We start from the raw sequence: 17,068 nt of genomic DNA on the forward strand, positions 1-17,068 counted from the left end.
CCGCGTGAGCAGGGACCCGGCAGACTGATCGACGCAATGGGCGTGTTGCGGCAGTGGCAGTACGACACGAGGCGCCCATGAAAGGTTCCAGGGGACCTGGGCCGGTTCCGGGGATTCGGTGCGCAGGCGACGGCCCCGGCGGCGGCAATCAGGTTGGACCTTGAGGACGTGGGCGCGCACGCCGCCTGCCTGATCCGCGACCTCCTCGACCGCACCCTCGTCCGGAACACTCACCACCTGCGTCATGCCCTACGAGAGTACGAGCAGTTCCACAACGAGCGCCGTACCCACCGGTCCCTGCAGGCAGCCGCGCCGCTGCGCGCACTCCCCGAAACCATCACGGCGTACACCGCGTTCGCCGCGGGCAGGGGGATCGCGTCGATGACGCCGCTGTGGTCGCCGGTCCAGTGCACCGAGCAGCGGCGACCCGGCCCGGCCCTCGACCGTCCAGACGTAGCCGCGAGCCTCCGCGTGCTGCTCGATGCCCCCGTGGGCGTTCTCGCAGGCGGACAGCGACTGCCGGTAGCCGGAGTTCACCCACGCCACGTCCAGCTTGCGCACCCGGACGCCCGCCTCTGGACGCGGCGACCGGGCCGAAGTCGGTTCCGACGAGGATGCCGGCGACGGGGGCGTTCGGGTCGGCCGGGGCGTTGTTGCCCGGGTCGGTGAACACCCCGTCCGGGGCGAGTTGGGTACGGACGATGTCGTCGCGGTGGAACGCGAATCGGATCTGGGCCCGGCCGCCGCTGAAGGTGTAGGTGGAGCCCTGGGCGTCGAAGCCGGTGACATCGCCGATGACGGTCTCACCAGGCTCGGCCTGTACCAGGAGTGCGAGCACGGGGAACGGCGGTCATCAGCCCTTAGATGAGATCGGATCTTTTACCGCTCAGTGTGCGGGCTTCTGAGAGTCCATTGGTGATCGTATCTATGGCATACGTGCTCGTGGATGCGCAGAGTAGTCAAATAAACTGCATAGACGAGCAAGATCGCTGACTTGATCACGCCGCATGGAACGATTCATCCGATGATCTGTCGGGCTTTCCAGTGACGATTATTGCTGGTGGCAGTCATACGGCCTTGGTTGCAGGCTCTAGGGCTGGAGTCTTGAGGCGCTCATCGCGAAGCTCTTGAACCTCAGGTCTTGACGATCGCTCGGAGTCATCCTATGTTCCTGCCTGCACTTCCATTACTGAGAGTCAATCGTCGGTAGCTGAAGAAGGCGGGTCTTAGACATCCGATCTCTAAGGCTCAATGCTTGTGCCCGGACCGGAGAGGTCATGAACGTCCGAGCGACGGCGACGGGATCTCCCGGGATGGGCGCAGCTCCAGCATCCGCGTGACCGAAGCTCCCGATATCCGGGTCCGGAATATCGGAATCGGCTGAGCGTGAGGGCGAAACCATGATCGCTCGGCCCCTGCCCACCTGCGAAGGAGCCCGTGTGCGCCACCGTCACTGGTTGATGACCATTCTGGTCGGTTTGCTCGTCGCCGCTCTTGTACCGCTGTCCGGCCCGGCCGCGGCGGCCGGGCCGGCCGGGACGCCACCGGAACGGGTGAAAGGCATCCCCGGCACGATTCCTGTCAGCGAGGACGCTGACCTGGCCGCCTGGCAGCGGCTGCAGTACGGCATGTTCATCCACTGGGGTCTGTACTCCGAACTCGGAGGTGTCTGGAAGGACGAACCGGTCAGGCAGGGCTACAGCGAACAGATCCAGATGTGGGCGAACATCCCCGAGGCGGACTACCTCAAGGTTGCCGAGCGGTTCCGTCCGGACCGGTTCGACCCCAAGGCGATCTGCTCGTTGGCCAAGGACGCCGGGATGCAGTACGTCGTGATCACCTCCAAGCACCACGACGGCTTCTCGATGTTCGACACCGATAGCACTAACTACAACGTTGTGGATGCGACGCCGTACGGCAGGGACCCGCTCAAGCTGCTCGCCGACGAGTGCCGCAGCCAGGGACTGAAGTTCGGTTTCTACTTCTCGCTGGTCGACTGGCACCAGGGCCACGCGTTCGACGGGAACAACAACAACCCGATACCCCCGGCGATGGAGCCGGTCATCAAGGGGCAGCTCCGCGAGTTGATGACGAACTACGGGGACATCGCTGAGGTGTGGTTCGACATGTCGTCACCGACCAAAAAGCAGAGTGAGGCTTTTGCGGGCGTCGTGCGTGAGCTGCAGCCGCATGCCGTCATCAACAGCCGGATCTGGAACAACGTCGGCGACTTCCGAACCCTCGGAGACAACGAGATCCCATCGGTCGCCGTGGACGGCGCATGGCAGACACCGGCGTCGATCTACCACTCGACCTGGGGCTACCGCAGCTGGCAGGTCCGCGACGACCTGCCCGGCAAGGTGCGCGACCTGGTGAAGGGCCTGGCCAGCGTTCGCGCCCGGGGTGGCAACTACCTGCTCAACATCGGCCCCCGTGGCGACGGCAGCCTCGTCGAGTTCGAGGCGGACGTCCTCCGTGGCATGGGAGCCTGGCTCAAGCGCCACTCCGGAGCGGTCCTCGGGGCCTCTCCCACCCGGTTCGGCGGCCAACCGTGGGGCGAGGTGACCGTCAACGGCCACGACCTGTTTCTCCACGTCACTCGATGGCCGGCTGACGGGGAACTGAGGTTGCCCGGCCTGGCGACCGAGGTCAGGCGGGTGCTCGAGGACGGGGCCGGAGAGCTCGGGTGGCGGCAGGACGGAAACGACCTGGTTGTGACCCTGCCCGCCGAAGCCGCGGACAAGGTGCTGCCGGTCATCAAGGTCGAACTGGCCGGAGACCTGCGGATCGTTCCGACGCGCACCGTTGCCGACACGGACGGCGCGTGGGTGCTGTCCCCCGAGGACATCGAAACGGGCTACAGCTACGCCGACAACGGCTCCTACTCCAGCACCCGTCGCACCGTGGTCCGTCACACGGCCTACCTGCGCGCCCACCGGGGCGGACCTGTCTCGATCGCCCTTGCCGGACGCGCGGACCCGGCCGCCCGGTACCGGGTCAGGCTCGGGGGCCGCGAGCAGGTCGTGACCGGGGAACAACTGGTCGGATCGGCCGTCGGACCGTTCGTCGTACAACCCGGCCGCGTGCTGCCCCTCACCATCACCAGAGCCGAACCGGAGTACACATCCCAGGATCTCGGAGTGAGTATCGACGCCGTCATGGTCGGGCCCACCGGCACCGCGGTCGCGTGGTCGCAGCCGCCCAACCCGGTCGAGCTCGGAGCGACGGCGCCGATCCCGGTGCACGTGACCAACCTGAGCAGCCGGACCGTGACCGGTCAGGTCGGACTGGACGGCCAGGGGCCGTTCACCCTCGGCCCGGCTGCGACGGTGACGGTGCCACCCGGTGCGACTCGGACCCAGCCGATCGAGTTGTCCGCGTCCCGCGATGGCGAGCCGGGCACCTACCGGCTGCACTCGGACCTCGACACCGACGCACGCGTCCTCGGCCTGACCAACGACGTCAACGTCGTGCTGCCGAACGTGGCGGTCGGTAAACCCGCCACGCAGTCGAGCACCGCGTGGGGAGGCGTGGCCGGCAGAGCCGTCGACGGCAACACGGGCGGGGACTACTTCGGCGACAACTCCACGACCCACACTGCCGAGCCGTCGAACCAGGCATGGTGGCAGGTCGATCTTCAGAACGAGCACATGATCGACCAGATCGAGATCTGGAACCGCACGGACTGCTGTTCTGACCGATTGGCCGAATACTGGGTGCTCGTCTCGGAAACGCCGATCACCAGCAACTCTCTCAGCGAGGCGCGCAAGACCCCGGGTGTCACAGCGATCTACCGGTCGAACGTCGCTGGACGGCCCACGAGCATCGACCTCGACAAAACACCCGGCCGGTATGTGCGCATTCAGCTTGAGTCGCACACCAATCCCTTGGCCCTCGCCGAGGTGAAGGTCCGTAGCCGGCTCGCAGCGGAGTAGCCAAGGGGGCAGAGCACGTCCGCTCTCCGAAGTGGAGGAGCTCAGTGCCGGAATAGAGAACGACTCCGGCGATAAAGTGCGGAGGTGAGTTGAATCCGGCCGCAAGTGGTGTCGCTGCGAACGGTGTCCTGACCCGGATTACCGGCTTCCGCCGCTGCATCCACCGTCGCGGGACAGCCGGCAGCCCGTCGTTGCACTTTGGTCCGGTGCAACGGCGGGCTGTGTCGGCAGAGGCGTTACTACAGCTCGCGCTCGATCTGGCTCTCGCTGATCTTGTCTTCGCGCATGGTCGCCTCGTTCTGGACGGCGTAGCGAGCTTGCGCTCCGCTGCCCTCGGCGCTGCGGATCTCGCCGCGCTGAAGCTCGTCCTGCTGGTCCCGGTACTCCACGTGCTGTCCCTTGCGGTAAGGCATGGGGGATCTCCAAGTCTCGTGTGGGTCGGCGTGGGCCGGCCCCGCTCGTTCGGCAGGGGGCCCCGCCCTCTTGGCACCCGCGACTGTCGCCAGGCGCACTGACAGCCCACATCCAACTACGCGCACCAGCAATCACTACGGGCCGAATGGGTGACGCCTCGCTCGCCGCTGCCGACGTCCTCTGGAGCCTCCTCTGCGACGGATGGTGCCACGAGCCCGCTGGCCACCGCTCTCGCGGCTTGGCATCCGATCAGTACGGGCCCCGGTGGTCCGCACCACCCGGAATGGAGCTCAGGGAGCGTCCAGATCCACGCCTGCGAGTTTGCGCATCGCCCGCAGGAAATCGGGAACGTCCCTGAGCTCGTCCAGTCGCTGTTCATACGCCTCAATACGGCGGGCATAGTCCGCAGTCAGATCAGCGAGCCGCGGCAGCAATCCAGCGGGCGAAGCCACGATGACCGAATCGTAGTTGCCCAGGTCGGATCCGATAGTCAGATCAACGAAGACGCCATCGCCGCCAAGGACTTCGGTCAGTGTCGGACGAGTCGGACCACGCAATGCCGTTGTCAGTCGGTCGAAACGCCCGGAGCCCGGGGCGACAGCGAACACCGTGATCTCCGACGAGGCGTCGCAAAGCACGGCATGCAAGGCAGCCACCAGGTCCCGCGGCGTCGCCAGCGGGAACAGGCCCGCACGATCGGCGTCCTCCACCTCCCATGGGGTGGGCCTTGGGCGGGTCGTGGTCGCCGAACATCCGGGAACGAAACCCTTGTCTCTCAGCGCAGCGGTCAACTGCTCGGCGTCGACTTCGTACTCCCAGTCCACCAGCGCCGGCGCGCGTCCCAGCGTCCGTTCGGCGTCGTCGCGGTAGTACGTCGGGATCGCATAGCGGGCCAGCCCTGCCGTCAGACGCCAGACCAGGCCGACATAGACGGCGACCTCCTCCATGTTGTTGTTGTTCACCGCCCACTCGGTGAACGGAGTCTTCCCCTCGGGCCAGCTCTGGAACAGCCCTGGCCAGTGCCGACTCACGGCCATGCTGTCGCCCGGAAGGTAGCGGAAGACATGGAGGCCCTCCGCCTCAGCGGCCTCGAAGACGATCGGATGCATGGCGCCAACTTAGCCGCCACCCCTTCGCCGACGCCCAACGATTTCAGACCTCAGCAGAGCCTCGGAGCCACACCCGAACCGCGCACCCACCGATCGCGGTGTTGTCGGGCTTCTGCTCCTCCGGGGCAGGGTCCGTGACTGCCCGTCGGGTTTAGCGTCTTGGCGTGATCACAGAGAGCACCTCCGTGCTGGTCGACATCCGGAAGTACGACGGCAGCCTGAGCGCCCGGTGGACTGCTACCCGGCTCGGTGAGGACGAGCACGGCGTGTGGTTGGGCACGGCGCAGGGTGTCCACGTCAGTTCGGATACGGGCGGCTGGACAAGCCGGTTCGCGTACGTGATGTTGGTCCCGCGTGGTGAGTGGTGGACGGCCACGTTCTGTGTGGACCCGGGTCCCGAGATGTACTGCGACGTGTGCACGGTGCCGGAGTGGAACGCGGACGGGACGGTCCTGCAGACGGTGGACCTCGATCTTGATGTCGTGCGGTCTTGTGGCGGCGAGGTCCATATCGAGGACGAGGACGAGTTCGCCGAACACCGAGTGCGCTATGGCTACCCAGCCAGTGCCTTGACCGGCAATGTTTGCCCCATGAGGAGCGCCGTCCGGTGCGTGTGATCGCAAGGCGGCCGGAAGTCCTTGTAGCGGAGCTACCAGGGCTTTTGGCCAACGCGGCGAGCGCGCGTGCAGGGCGGTGCGACGGGGCAAAGCTTGCCGGGAGGGGCACTAGTGTCACCGACAAGGCCCGACAGGCCTGCGAATGGTTGATGGAGGCAGGCCGTCGCGATGGTGACGGCATCGAACCCTTCGCCTCGGTGTACCGCCACTGGCTCGGGCTCATCAGGTAGCCGACGGGCGAACGGCCGACGCTCTGCTCCGCAGGCGTGACACCTTCCTGCCGTGGCTTTCCGAGAGGACCCTGAGCTGCTTCAAGCACGCCGGTCCGGCATCTCCGCAGCGCGCCGATTTCCACCGTGAGGTCGGTCTGCGGGAGGTACCCGCCCGGCGGCGAGGGCGATGTTCACGAGCACCGACCTCCTGAGGCGCCTGCGATTTCGACTTCGCCGGCGCGGCCTTCGACAAACCCGACCTGCAGGCCCCGGCTCCCTCGAGGGTTGCGATCTCGAGGTGCAACTCGCTTAGGTAGGCTGCACGTTGACCTTGAAGTGAGCTCGACTCCAAAGAGGAGATCCCGTGGCCGAGCAGTCGATGCCTTCCGATGTGTCCCAGCAGCTCGACAGGATCAACACCACGCAGCCACATACGGCCCGGATCTGGAACTACTGGCTGGGCGGCAAGGACAATTACCCGGTCGACCAAGCAGCCGGTGACCAGATCCGTCAGCTGCACCCGGGCATCGGCGACTACGCTCAGGCGGATCGACTCTTTCTCGGGCGTGCGGTGCGGTACCTGGTTGCCGACTGCGGGATCCGGCAGTTCCTCGACATAGGTACCGGCCTGCCGACGGCCGACAACACCCACGAGGTCGCCCAGCGGCTGGCGCCGGAGTCCCGCATCGTCTACGTCGACAACGACCCCCTGGTGCTTGCCCACGCGCGTGCCCTGCTCACCAGCACACCCGAGGGGAAGACCGACTACCTCGACGAGGACCTGCGCAACGTCGACGTCATCTTGGAACACGCGGCGAAGACACTGGACTTCAGTGAACCTGTCGCACTTATCCTCCTCGGAGTGGTGATTTTCCTCGAGGACGACGCCGAGGCGCGCGGCATCGTCGGCCGCCTGATGGATGCGCTGCCGTCCGGAAGCCACCTGGTCCTCTCTCACACGATCAAGGATCCGGCAATGCCCGATGTGGACGCGGCAGTGGCGTTCTGGAACGAGCACGGCACCCCGAAGCTCACCCAGCGCACTTCTGGCGAGGTCACTCGGTTCTTCGAAGGCCTGGAACTCCTCGAACCGGGAGTGGTGTCGTGCAACCGCTGGCGCCCCGAGACTGGTGCAACCGGCACGCCGGACGAGGTGGCGATGTTCGGCGGAGTCGCACGCAAGGCATAGCGGTCAGCTCCGGAAGCCCTTCGGGGGTTGGATCAGGTTGCCAGGGCAACGGACGATTCTGCATGTCAGTCTGCGGACTTTGGGCATCGAGCCGTCTACTACCGCCCCGGCATCGAGGGCGCCCACGAGAAGGGTGGCGTCGAGGGGCAGGTTGGCTACTTCCGCCGCAACCATTTCGTCCCTGTCCTGGAAGTCGCCTCGCTGACCGAGCTGAACGCGATGGTCGACCAGTGGGACCAGGACGGCGAAGAACGGCGACTGCGGGGTTGCACCCGCAGCGTCGGCGAGGCCCAGTAGCCGCGGTCGGCTGAAGCGCACCCTCGATGAGGGGCGTCATGCGCTGGCCTGTGTGGACGCCGCAATCGAAGGACGGCCACGCCCGCAGCGGCGTCCGCTGTGCTTTTTCGACCCTCGCCACGGGCAGTCGACCGAGGATGTCCGCTGGGCGCCTTCCGAGGGGGCCGCCCGGATGATCGCCGTATGTGCAGCCGACGCCGTACGCCTGGCGGAGGGGATGCCGTCGATCGAGACCGGTCTGCGGGAGCGGCGGCCCGCTCCGCACCCGCGGCCCGGGCCGAGCCCGAACCCGGCCGCCGCGGCTCGCGCGAAGAGGCGCCCGGAGCGTCGCCCGAGCGCAGCGCTTCCGTCTCCGGCTTCCCCGCTCGCGTCTCCTGACCCCTACGAGACCTGGCCCGGGAACACGGGTACGCGGCAGCGCTGGGAGAGCCACGGCGCCAGGGGCGTCCAGCTCGTCCGCACCGACCCTCGGACGCCCGCCCTGCTCGTGGTCCACCTGAAGCGGGCCGCGGACTCCTGGGTCGAGCTGACCAGCCCGCCCGACGGCAACGGACGGCCCAGGAAGATCCTCACGCACGGCTCCCCGCTGACGCGGGCGATCGTTCCGGGCGAGGCCGACGGTCGGGACGCGATACGCCTCCAGATGAACACCAAGGGAGGGTGGCGGATCTGGTTGCATCCGCCGGAGGAGATCCCGCTCCTGGAGGGAGAGCTGGGATCGACTGGCTCCTACGTCCTGCGGCACCCCGGCGGCCGGGTGCCCCTGCTGATCACTCAGCATGACGGGACCGCCTTCTCACTCCACGTACTTCGATCGAACTTCACGCTCGGGGCGCTCCTGTGCCAGGGGAACGGGCCGTTCACGGCACCGGCCATCGCGCCGAGGAAGGCCGGTCTTCTGTACGTTCAGTCGCGCGGTTCCTGGAGCATCAACCCAAGCGGAGGGGTACACAAGGCACATGCCTCACCGTGAACCTGAGCGTGATACCTGGCGAAACTCGCCGACTCGAGCGGTGAGTCACAGCACGGAAGGTGTCACAAAAGCAGGTTGTTGTCACTCGGGGTCGTTGACCGGCATGTGCGGGGTGCCGGACCGAGGCGTCTGTGTGGTCAGGCGGTCTGCCGGAGTGCGTTGACCAGTACGCGCGGGTCGTCGGCGTGGAAGCGGATGGTGTGGGCCTCTTCCATTACGCCGAGCGGGCGGGTGAAGGGGAGCGGCCGGTTCAGCTCCAGGGTCACGGAGGTCTGACTGCCCACGATCAGGTCGAGGACCCCGTCGTCGGAAAGGGTGATCAAGCGGCCTTCGGGGTAACGCCGGTCGACCCGGACCGAGGCGACCGCGTCCGGCGGCACGGCGAGGTCGAAGAGGGCTCCGTAGCGGATCCGCAAAGAGCCGTCGGGGTGTACGACGTGCGGTCGAGTGACGCAGGCGGCGTGCAGGGCCAATACGAGGACGACGCCGTACAGGTCGAGTACCAGGATCACCCGGTGGACCGCCGGCCAAGGGATGAGAAAGGCCAGGCCCATCGTCTCGATGACCAACACGAAGAGCAGCCCATACATCATCGCGGTCTGGGGCCCGGTGTACGCGGCAGCGAGATCCCCGGGGCGCACCCCGTGCGTGCCCCGTCGGACCCACCGCCCCAGGGAGGCGAAGGCGCGCAACTCGTGGAGGACCAGGCGGCGGACCTTCACCGGCACCGCCTCCCGTATGGCGGCCCGCCGCGCTGTCCTGCGGTCCGCGCCGCGGGCGCGCGCGGCGACGTACAGCGAGCGCAGCACGCAAGCCTCCAGCAGCAGCGCCGCGAGCACCAGCGCCTCGGCACCTGCCAGCGCCCACCCGGGCAGCCGGACCCCGGCCACCAGGCAGACCACCAGGGCCAGTTCCACCGGCAGCACAGCAGCCACCGCGACCCGCGCCACCTGTACGCCCCAGGGTCCGCCGCTCATCCTCGCCCCCTCTCCATGAACGCGTCCATGAGACGGCCCACCACTTCCGCCTGCGCGGGGGCGTACTCGGCGAGCAGCGCCTCCTTGAGCCCGGCCACGACCACCCCGTCCTCGGGGATCACTGCGAACAACTCGTCGGGGACAGCTGCCATCAGGTCAGCTGCCAGGGGTCCGATCCGCGGATCGTCGACGGGCGCTTCGGCGAGCGCGTCCAGACGCTCGTACAGTTCGACGACCGCAGGATCGGCGACCAGCGTTCCGAGCAGCGCGAAAATCTCTTGGTCACCGGTGCTGCCGGCGTCCACCAGTGTGAGGTACTCGCGGTCCTTGGCCGCACTCGGCGAGTCTGTCCGGGGGGCCTGAGCCAGCAGGGCGGCGAGGCCGGGTGAGACGGGCCCTGTCGCGCCGGGCGGCTCGGAGAGCAGGGCGCCGAGCCGACGGCGGCGCTCCCGGATGTTGACTTCCTGGCGGGCCAGGTCGGCGTCGAGCTCCTCCAGTACCTGGGCCAGCTCGCGTCCGGCATCGTCGGCGAGCGCGTCGCGCACTTCATCGAGGCTGAGGCCGAGTTCGGTGAGCCGGCGCACCCTGGCGAGCAGGACGGCGTCGCGGACGCTGTAGGCCCGGTAGCCGTTGGGACGCCGCTCCGGTTCCGGGAGCAGTCCGACGTGGTGGTAGTGCCGGATCGCCCGGGGGGTGAGCCCGACGAGCGCGGCGATCTCTCCGATTCGCATGCCTTCAGTAGAAACCCTGCCGTTGCGTCAAGGTCAAGCTCTGTGTCGTCGGGCGCAGAACGAGTCAAGCAGGGTTGCACGTGGGAGTTGTCGGTACGTCCTCGCAGCGCACGTATCGGGTCGGCGTCCGCTCCCGCTACCCCTCGTCGCACGGGTGCCCCGAGTTGTTGAACACCATCAGCGGACGCTGGAAGCGCGCTCCGGCGCGGTGTGTCGACGTCCGGGTGCCGTTGTCCCGGAGCGGGTCGGTTGATGGACAGGTACCGTCCCGGCTCCATAGCCGGCCGGGCTCGGGGAGCTTGCGGTCCTGCACGCGTGAGAGCCAGTGGGTGCGCTGCCTCGGTGGTACCGGGGTGTACTCCGGGGTCCGAAGCCCCGAGCCCTTCGTCAGGTGGTGCCGGGCGATCGCCCCAACCCCGTCCCGGTCGGGGGGTACTTCACGAACTCCGACGTGAGCGCTGCCCACCACGCAGACGAGAGGGGCTCCCGCAGCCATGGGAACTGGCCGCAGGAGCCCTTTGCCGCGAGTGGTGCCAGGGACCTCAGCTGGTCCCTACGCCTCGTCAGTCCGGGGGTCGGCTTCGCGTCTTCACGCCGAGGTGGTCGTACTCCCATCTGCGGGCGGTCTCGTACCGGTCCCCGTTCACGACCCAGCTACGGCGCACCTCGTAGCGCAGGCCTCCGAATTTCTGCTCGAACCCCTCGCATCGGATGATGAGACCCATGGGGGCCGGGACAAGTTTCCCCGCGTGGTCGTGCACTTGCCAGAGCTCTATCGGCAACTCGAACCGAGAGGGGCACTCACGCCGGCGTGTGCGACGCAGGAGGTCCTGTGCGCGAGCCGAGAGCTGGGACGGGTCTTCCAGGATGTGCATCCTGAACTTCATTTCCAGAGGAAGATACCGCTGTCAGATAGTCACGTCACCGGGCACCAGCACAGGCCCTGCGGCTTGACTTCTCCATTGGGAAGCCCCTGAGCCTGATAGCTGGCCCGTGTGTGCGATAGGTGGCTCGCAGAGCGGCACGATGGCGCTGATCGGCTCGATTTTTGGGTTCTGCGCGGTCCGCGACGACCGGGGTGAGGTGTAGCGGTCGTCGCGCAAGAGAGACCGTTGAAGGCTTGAGTAAAGGTGCCGTGCAGGCAGACGATGAACCCGGGGCCGGCCAGGCAACGGCCGGGGTACGAGGTCTGCTGGGGGACGAAGGGGAGACACTATGCGGCACCGGCCGTTCTTTCGCTGGATACTGACGCTCGGCGTTTTGCTGTTCGGTTGGTCGGCGTACCTCTACGCGTCGTATCCCGAGACGCGGCAGATCGACCTCACCGTGATCAGCGAGAAGCCTGACGGCCGGTGCACGGTTCGCTGGAAGGACCCGTACAGCGACGTGGGTCGCTGGCGTGAGACCGCCTACCAGTGCGATCCGGACCGCGATGCGCTGCTCAAGTCACCGAACTACGACGAGGACACGGGGTACGGCTGGGAGAGCGGCTTCATGTTCACCGAAGGCCGGCACAAGGGCGACCTGGAGCCGTCGCTCGAGGAGAAGGAGCCCTACGGCCTGTCCGACGCGCTCGTGCTGATCGGATTGGCCCTGATCGCCGTCGGCCTCATCGGGGGGAACATCCGCGCCTCGATACGCCTGGCCGGCGTACGCCCCAAGACCGTGGCAAGGGCATGGAAGTTGTACGAGGTCGCCGACCAGGTGGCCCGGGACCACGCACAGGCTCGCGACGCCGTGCGCGTGACGTGGAACGCGCTGCGCCGCGAGCAGATCGACGCGAAGCTGAGCGCTGTCCCCGTCGCGCGACTGTTCAAGGGAGCGTCGGTCAGCCGGGCGGTGCAGGATGTAGAGGCGGCCGGCGCCCTCACCGCGCGCGATGTACTCGACGCCGGAGTGCCGGGTCTGAGGCACATGGGCATGGACCGCAGCTCGGCCGAACACGCCCACACCGCCGCCCGCCGCCTCGCCGACAACATAGAGGCCACCCTGTTGGTGCGCGTCGATCCCGTCGCCCCCGGACCGCACACCGTCGCCCTGCTCGTCGCACTGCACGTCCTGCTGGAAGCCGGGGCCGAGGCCCACCAGACCGCACGCGCCGGCGAGGAACTCGCCGGCGAGCTCGAACGGGCCCTCACCGAGGCCGAACCCGCATCCGGGTACTTGAGCATGCTGCGCGCCGGACGGGAACAGCGCGAGCTCGCCCGCTCCGCCGTCACCGAGCTGCGTTCCCTCATGGCCATCGCCGAACAAGAAGGACTCCCCGCCCATTTCGCCCAGACATCCGTCGACCTGCTGCGCGTACCGGACGACCGGAACCTCGGCCTGTCAGCACGGGCGGACTTCGAGAGCCGCACCAGTCAGTACTACGGATTGCTGGCGCAGGTCGTCGACCCGGAGGACGCCCTTGCAGATCACTGACCCAACCGGGCAACGCCGCGGAACCGCTGTCTTCGACTGGCTGGTCGAGATCTTTGACCATCGCGCTCCCGGCGTCATACGCCTCCGGTGACAGGCTGCTGATCGATTGCTCACAGCGACCCCGTCACAGCACTGAGCACCCTCAAGGCGCCGAAACGTCCGGCAAGGCGGTTGCCGCCGACCGAATGGCGGCCATCATCGCCTGCTCCTGGCCCCGCGCCGAGCTCACCGCCCTTGCCCACCGCCACAGCCCACGCGAACAGGACGACCTCGCCCGCGATGTCGCGGCGTGCACAACAAACCTGCAGCGCGCCCGCCTGGTCGCCGAAGCGCTCATGGTGGTCAGTTTGGCTGGCGGCAGCTCGGTCGCCTCCGCTGTCACCGGCTCCGCGTACGGTCTGCGCATGGTTGATCAGAGACCCCCGTTGTCTTCGGTAAACGACTTTGCGACCTGGGAGCCCGTGCTGAGGCTCATGCTGGCCGGTGGCACGGAGAGGAGCGCCGCCCGGTCCGCCCGTGTGGCGGGACGCATCAGTCAGTCCGGCTGGAGTCTGGCCCTGCCGAGACGTATGTCGTCGACGGAACGGAGCGCGGTGGAGGACATGCAGAGGGCGCTGGCCCGCGGCGGAGTCACGGAGATCGCGTTCAGGGCGGAGGTCCAACCGGACGGGAGGGCCACGCTCGGCCTGGTCTGGCCCAGCCCGGTCGTGGAAGCCGCCGCCGGCTACCCGGACCTGGGGGTGCTCGTCTTGGTCGACGGTTCTCTCGCCGAGCCCTGGCGCCGCCGTCCCGAATCGGGCCTCGGGGCCGCTTCGGCCCCTTCGGCGGACCTGGAGTTGCTGGAGCGGACGCTGCGCGAGCGGTTGCCCGACGCCATCGGCGCGACGGAGGACGAGATCGCCACCGTCGAAGCGCGTCTGGGTATCGTGCTGTCCGACGAGCTCAAGGTGCTCTACCGGGTGACGCGGGCACGGTGGGAGGACTGGGGCGAGGACTATGAGGCGGCGGATCGTGTCAGTTCGGCGGTGGGTTGTGAGCTCTTCGGCTTGGACGACCTGTACAGCATCGGCGCGGAGGTCCGTCACCCCGGCTGGAAGCACGCATCGATGGCGGCAGGCAGCACTCCGCCCGACGCCACAGTACAGAGCCTGGCTGGCTCGCCCGGCTGGATCGCCTTCGGAACCAACGGCGGCGACGAGTTCGCGGTCGACCTGACTCCCGGCCCGGCCGGACATACTGGGCAGATCATCCTGGTCGACCACGAACAGAGCATCGGCGCCGAACTCGTCGCCGGCTCCCTCACCGACTTCGTCCTGGACCGGATGAGGGCGGAAGGTGGCAACCGCCGCCAGGATCAGCTGCCGGTCGTAGCCCGCGTTGGCAACGACGGCCTGCAGACCATCCAGGCCGCCGCCCACCCCGCCGTGGAAGTCCTGTCCATCGGTGCCTGTGACGGCGCGCCGTTCAGCCTTGCCCTAGTCACCGGACTGCCCCGCCTGCGTACTCTCACCGCCTCCCCCGGCACGCTGGCCGATCCCCTGGAGGTTGCTGGACTCGCCGAACTGGAGTTCCTGGAACTGGGTATACGGGAGTGGCGCGTCCTCCTGGACGCCGGAGCCGTCCCGAGCACCCTGAAGGCCGCAGCCATCAAGGTGCCCGACCAGAACCACCTGCCCGTCGTGGCCGTCGCCAACGAGATCCTGGCTCTCTGGGACCGGCCCCAGATCGTTCAGACGCTCCTCGAAGGAAACCTCGGCCCCGCGGTATGACCGGCAGGCCACCACGGGGCGAGGCTTTCCTGCTGTCCGACCGCCTTCTGGTCACCGTCCCGCGCCACCGGTGGAAAGCCCAGGTCCGGGCCCAGACCTCCCTGCTCGGCTCACCCGCCGGCGCGGTCGGCGACGCCCTCCACGAGATCACGCCCTTCCTGGACGCCCACGGGCGCCGTCCCCGCCCGGCACCGATCACCGCACCGACAGCAGCAGACCTGGCCAACCTCATCGGCAGGACCGACCGAAACCCGAAGTTACTTTCCGGCAGCTCCCTGCGCCTCAGATCGCTTCGGCCTCGGGGCGGACGACCTGCTCGGCAAAGCTGCCGAGGCGCGTGGCCAACTGCTCGAGCGCGGTGGCCGCGTAGTGGTCGGGGCTCCAGCATGCGTGGATGGGGAGCTGGACCGGAGCGCCATCGGTGTCGAGGACGAGCAGGGGACGGGTGCCGAACCGCGGCAACTCTGTCCCGATCGCGACGCCACGCCGCCCTGCCGCCAGGGCGTGGCGCATCTGCTCCCACGGGACCTCGGTGTGGCGTTGATACCGGAGTCGGGCCGCGATGACAGCTGCGTCGAGAACGGTGCGCGTCGGGTCCGTTCTGCCCGGAAGGAGGAGAGGCTGCTCCATCAGCTCGTCCAGCGTGACGCTGGTGTCGCGGGCCCAGGGGTGGCCCGGGTTGACGTAGGCATGGAGCGGCACGCGGGTGAGGCGTTGCCAGGCAAGGCCGCCCGCGGGGGGAACGTTCGCGGCGATGCCGAAGTCGTGCCCGGCGGCGACCGCCTCGTGCACCTCGTCGCCGAGGACCGAGACGACGGCGATGAACGGGTCGTCGTCGTCGAGGGTGGCGACGAACGGAGCGAGGACGTAGTCCAGCGTGGTGGGGGCGGCCACGCAGGAGATCCGGGTCAGCTGTCCGTCGGCCAGCTGTCCCGCGACCGTCGTCAGCCGGTCGGCCCGGGTGAGCAGGTCGTGCGCCACGTCGAGCGTGCGGCGGCCCGCGTCGGTGAGGGACAGCCGATGGCCGTTGCGGCGGAAGAGCGTCACGCCGAGGTCGCGCTCCAGACGCTGGATCTGGCGGGACACCGCGGGCTGAGCGATGTGCAGTTGGTCGGCGGCGGCCGTGACGGTACCGAGTTGCGCGACAGTCAGAAAGCACCGAAGGTGGCGTAGCTCCATGCCTCATCATGCCGAAACGGCATCATGATGGGTAGTAGTTAGGTCTTGGACAGGCGTAGGTGGCCGGGATCACCATCTCTTCCATGACCTCCTCCGACATCTCGTTCGGCAACTGGCTCACCCCACCTCACCACCGACTCGGTCTGCACCGGGTCGAGGACGTGGTCCCCTGCACGACCATTGCTCGCGGTGAGGCTCCGGTACGCAAGCTGGTGCCCGCGAGTGAGCCCTTGGACTGGGACCTTCTGACCGTGCCGGGTCCCGAAGGGGGGCCGATCAGCGCAGAGGAGTTCCTCGCTCGCACGCACACCGACGGCATCCTCGTGCTGCGCGGCGACACGATCCTCGGAGAGCGCTACTTCGGTGGGTTCACCTCCGCGTCTCGCCACATCGTGATGTCCATCTCGAAGTCGTTCGCCGGCATGCTGGCCGGGGTGCTGGCCGCTGCCGACCTCCTCGACCTCGAGGCGACCGTCCCGACGTACGTCCCCGAGCTGGCGGCGGGCTCCTACGCCGGCGCCACCGTGGGGCAGTTGCTCGACATGACCGCGGCGCCGTACTACGACATGTCGTACCTGGAGTCCACCGCCGAGGTTCACGCGGGCGACCGCGCTGCCGGATGGCGGCCGCGGCAGCCCGAGGACGTGGTCGGCACCCGGCCGTTCCTGGCCCAGTTGCGCGGCGCCGGCCGACACGGCGCCGACTTCCAGTACTGCTCGGGGACCACCGACGTCCTCGCGTGGGTGCTCGAACGCGCCGGCGGCGCGGGCTACGGCGAGCTGATGCGGCGACATCTCTGGTCGTGGATCGGCGCCGAGGACGACGCCTTCGTCACGGTCGACGACCACGGAACGCCCTATGCGTGTGCCGGGATGGGGATGCGACTGCGCGATCTCGCGCGATTCGGGCGCCTGGTTCTCGACGACGGGTGGCGCGAGGGCACACCGGTGGTGCCGGCTGACTGGATCGCGCGGACGCGCCGCGGAGGGCACTTCGCGACCACGGCCGAGTCCGACTCGGCGGCGGGTGGCACCTACAAGAACCAGTGGTGGATCCCGGGCGACGACCACGGGTCCTTCTACGGTGTCGGCATCTTCGGCCAGTACCTCTGGCTCGACCCGCAGAGCGACGTCGTCATCGCGAAGTTCTCCGCCACCGACCAGCCGGTCGCCGACACCCCCGCTCACCTGGACGCGCTGGGCGCCATCGCCCGTGCGGCCGCCCTGACCCCGCAGGAGGCATGAG

15 protein-coding genes and 1 pseudogene are annotated in these 17,068 nt (G+C 68.1%); 9 read left to right on the forward strand and 7 right to left on the reverse strand.

Annotated elements, in window-relative coordinates; genetic code table 11:
- Positions 1 to 249: 249 nt before the first annotated feature.
- A complete protein-coding gene (locus ACFU6I_RS25390) occupies positions 250 to 561 on the reverse strand; it encodes a hypothetical protein (protein WP_384370831.1) in 312 nt (103 codons plus the stop codon).
- An 878-nt stretch (positions 562 to 1,439) separates the two neighbouring features.
- Between ACFU6I_RS25390 and ACFU6I_RS25395 the strand changes: the two genes are divergently transcribed.
- A complete protein-coding gene (locus ACFU6I_RS25395; protein ID WP_384370833.1) occupies positions 1,440 to 3,935 on the forward strand; it encodes an alpha-L-fucosidase in 2,496 nt (831 codons plus the stop codon).
- A gap of 239 nt (positions 3,936 to 4,174) precedes the next feature.
- Here the strand turns inward: ACFU6I_RS25395 and ACFU6I_RS25400 are convergent, their stop codons facing one another.
- Both ACFU6I_RS25400 and ACFU6I_RS25405 read right to left on the reverse strand, forming a co-directional pair.
- On the reverse strand, positions 4,175 to 4,348 hold the full coding sequence (locus tag ACFU6I_RS25400) for a hypothetical protein (protein WP_345509601.1): 174 nt from the start codon (positions 4,346 to 4,348) through the stop codon (positions 4,175 to 4,177).
- A gap of 291 nt (positions 4,349 to 4,639) precedes the next feature.
- The gene (locus ACFU6I_RS25405; RefSeq protein WP_384370835.1) at positions 4,640 to 5,458 is read right to left on the reverse strand and encodes a hypothetical protein; all 819 of its coding nucleotides are present in this window, start codon (positions 5,456 to 5,458) and stop codon (positions 4,640 to 4,642) included.
- A gap of 164 nt (positions 5,459 to 5,622) precedes the next feature.
- Between ACFU6I_RS25405 and ACFU6I_RS25410 the strand changes: the two genes are divergently transcribed.
- From ACFU6I_RS25410 to ACFU6I_RS25425, 4 genes are all read left to right on the forward strand, one after another.
- On the forward strand, positions 5,623 to 6,075 hold the full coding sequence (locus tag ACFU6I_RS25410) for a DUF402 domain-containing protein (protein WP_384370837.1): 453 nt from the start codon (positions 5,623 to 5,625) through the stop codon (positions 6,073 to 6,075).
- Positions 6,076 to 6,666: 591 nt separating this feature from the next.
- Entirely contained in the window at positions 6,667 to 7,476 is an 810-nt protein-coding gene (locus ACFU6I_RS25415; RefSeq protein WP_384370890.1) for an SAM-dependent methyltransferase, read from the forward strand.
- Positions 7,477 to 7,503: 27 nt separating this feature from the next.
- Positions 7,504 to 7,773, forward strand: a complete 270-nt coding sequence (locus tag ACFU6I_RS25420) for a hypothetical protein (protein ID WP_384370839.1) — start codon at positions 7,504 to 7,506, stop codon at positions 7,771 to 7,773.
- Between the two features lie 172 nt (positions 7,774 to 7,945).
- The gene (locus ACFU6I_RS25425) at positions 7,946 to 8,746 is read left to right on the forward strand and encodes a hypothetical protein (RefSeq protein ID WP_384370841.1); all 801 of its coding nucleotides are present in this window, start codon (positions 7,946 to 7,948) and stop codon (positions 8,744 to 8,746) included.
- 137 nt (positions 8,747 to 8,883) lie between these two features.
- On the opposite strand, the gene ACFU6I_RS25430 is transcribed toward ACFU6I_RS25425, so the two are convergent.
- The 3 genes from ACFU6I_RS25430 to ACFU6I_RS25440 form a co-directional block, all read right to left on the reverse strand.
- The gene (locus ACFU6I_RS25430; RefSeq protein WP_384370843.1) at positions 8,884 to 9,723 is read right to left on the reverse strand and encodes a hypothetical protein; all 840 of its coding nucleotides are present in this window, start codon (positions 9,721 to 9,723) and stop codon (positions 8,884 to 8,886) included.
- A complete protein-coding gene (locus tag ACFU6I_RS25435; RefSeq protein ID WP_384370845.1) occupies positions 9,720 to 10,454 on the reverse strand; it encodes a MerR family transcriptional regulator in 735 nt (244 codons plus the stop codon). The genes ACFU6I_RS25430 and ACFU6I_RS25435 overlap by 4 nt, the downstream gene beginning before the upstream one ends.
- A gap of 563 nt (positions 10,455 to 11,017) precedes the next feature.
- Complete coding sequence (locus ACFU6I_RS25440) at positions 11,018 to 11,179, reverse strand: hypothetical protein (protein WP_384370847.1); 162 nt, start codon at positions 11,177 to 11,179, stop codon at positions 11,018 to 11,020.
- Positions 11,180 to 11,669: 490 nt separating this feature from the next.
- On the opposite strand from ACFU6I_RS25440, the gene ACFU6I_RS25445 reads away from it, so the two are divergent.
- From ACFU6I_RS25445 to ACFU6I_RS25455, 3 genes and pseudogenes are all read left to right on the forward strand, one after another.
- Positions 11,670 to 12,875: a hypothetical protein gene (locus tag ACFU6I_RS25445; RefSeq protein ID WP_384370849.1), complete on the forward strand. Its 1,206-nt coding sequence runs from the start codon at positions 11,670 to 11,672 to the stop codon at positions 12,873 to 12,875.
- Between the two features lie 185 nt (positions 12,876 to 13,060).
- Positions 13,061 to 14,644, forward strand: coding sequence for an SMI1/KNR4 family protein (locus ACFU6I_RS25450; protein WP_384370851.1), 1,584 nt, complete (start codon positions 13,061 to 13,063; stop codon positions 14,642 to 14,644).
- A gap of 32 nt (positions 14,645 to 14,676) precedes the next feature.
- Positions 14,677 to 14,877 (forward strand): annotated as a pseudogene (locus ACFU6I_RS25455) (ISAzo13 family transposase); the annotation flags it as partial.
- Positions 14,878 to 14,926: 49 nt separating this feature from the next.
- Here the strand turns inward: ACFU6I_RS25455 and ACFU6I_RS25460 are convergent.
- On the reverse strand, positions 14,927 to 15,823 hold the full coding sequence (locus ACFU6I_RS25460; protein ID WP_384370853.1) for a LysR family transcriptional regulator: 897 nt from the start codon (positions 15,821 to 15,823) through the stop codon (positions 14,927 to 14,929).
- Between the two features lie 83 nt (positions 15,824 to 15,906).
- On the opposite strand from ACFU6I_RS25460, the gene ACFU6I_RS25465 reads away from it, so the two are divergent.
- Entirely contained in the window at positions 15,907 to 17,067 is a 1,161-nt protein-coding gene (locus tag ACFU6I_RS25465) for a serine hydrolase domain-containing protein (protein ID WP_384370855.1), read from the forward strand.
- Position 17,068: the final 1 nt, after the last annotated feature.

Origin of the sequence: Streptomyces sp. NPDC057486 (assembly GCF_042802415.1) — a bacterium.
GTDB classification, from domain to species: Bacteria; Actinomycetota; Actinomycetes; order Streptomycetales; family Streptomycetaceae; genus Streptomyces; species Streptomyces yanii.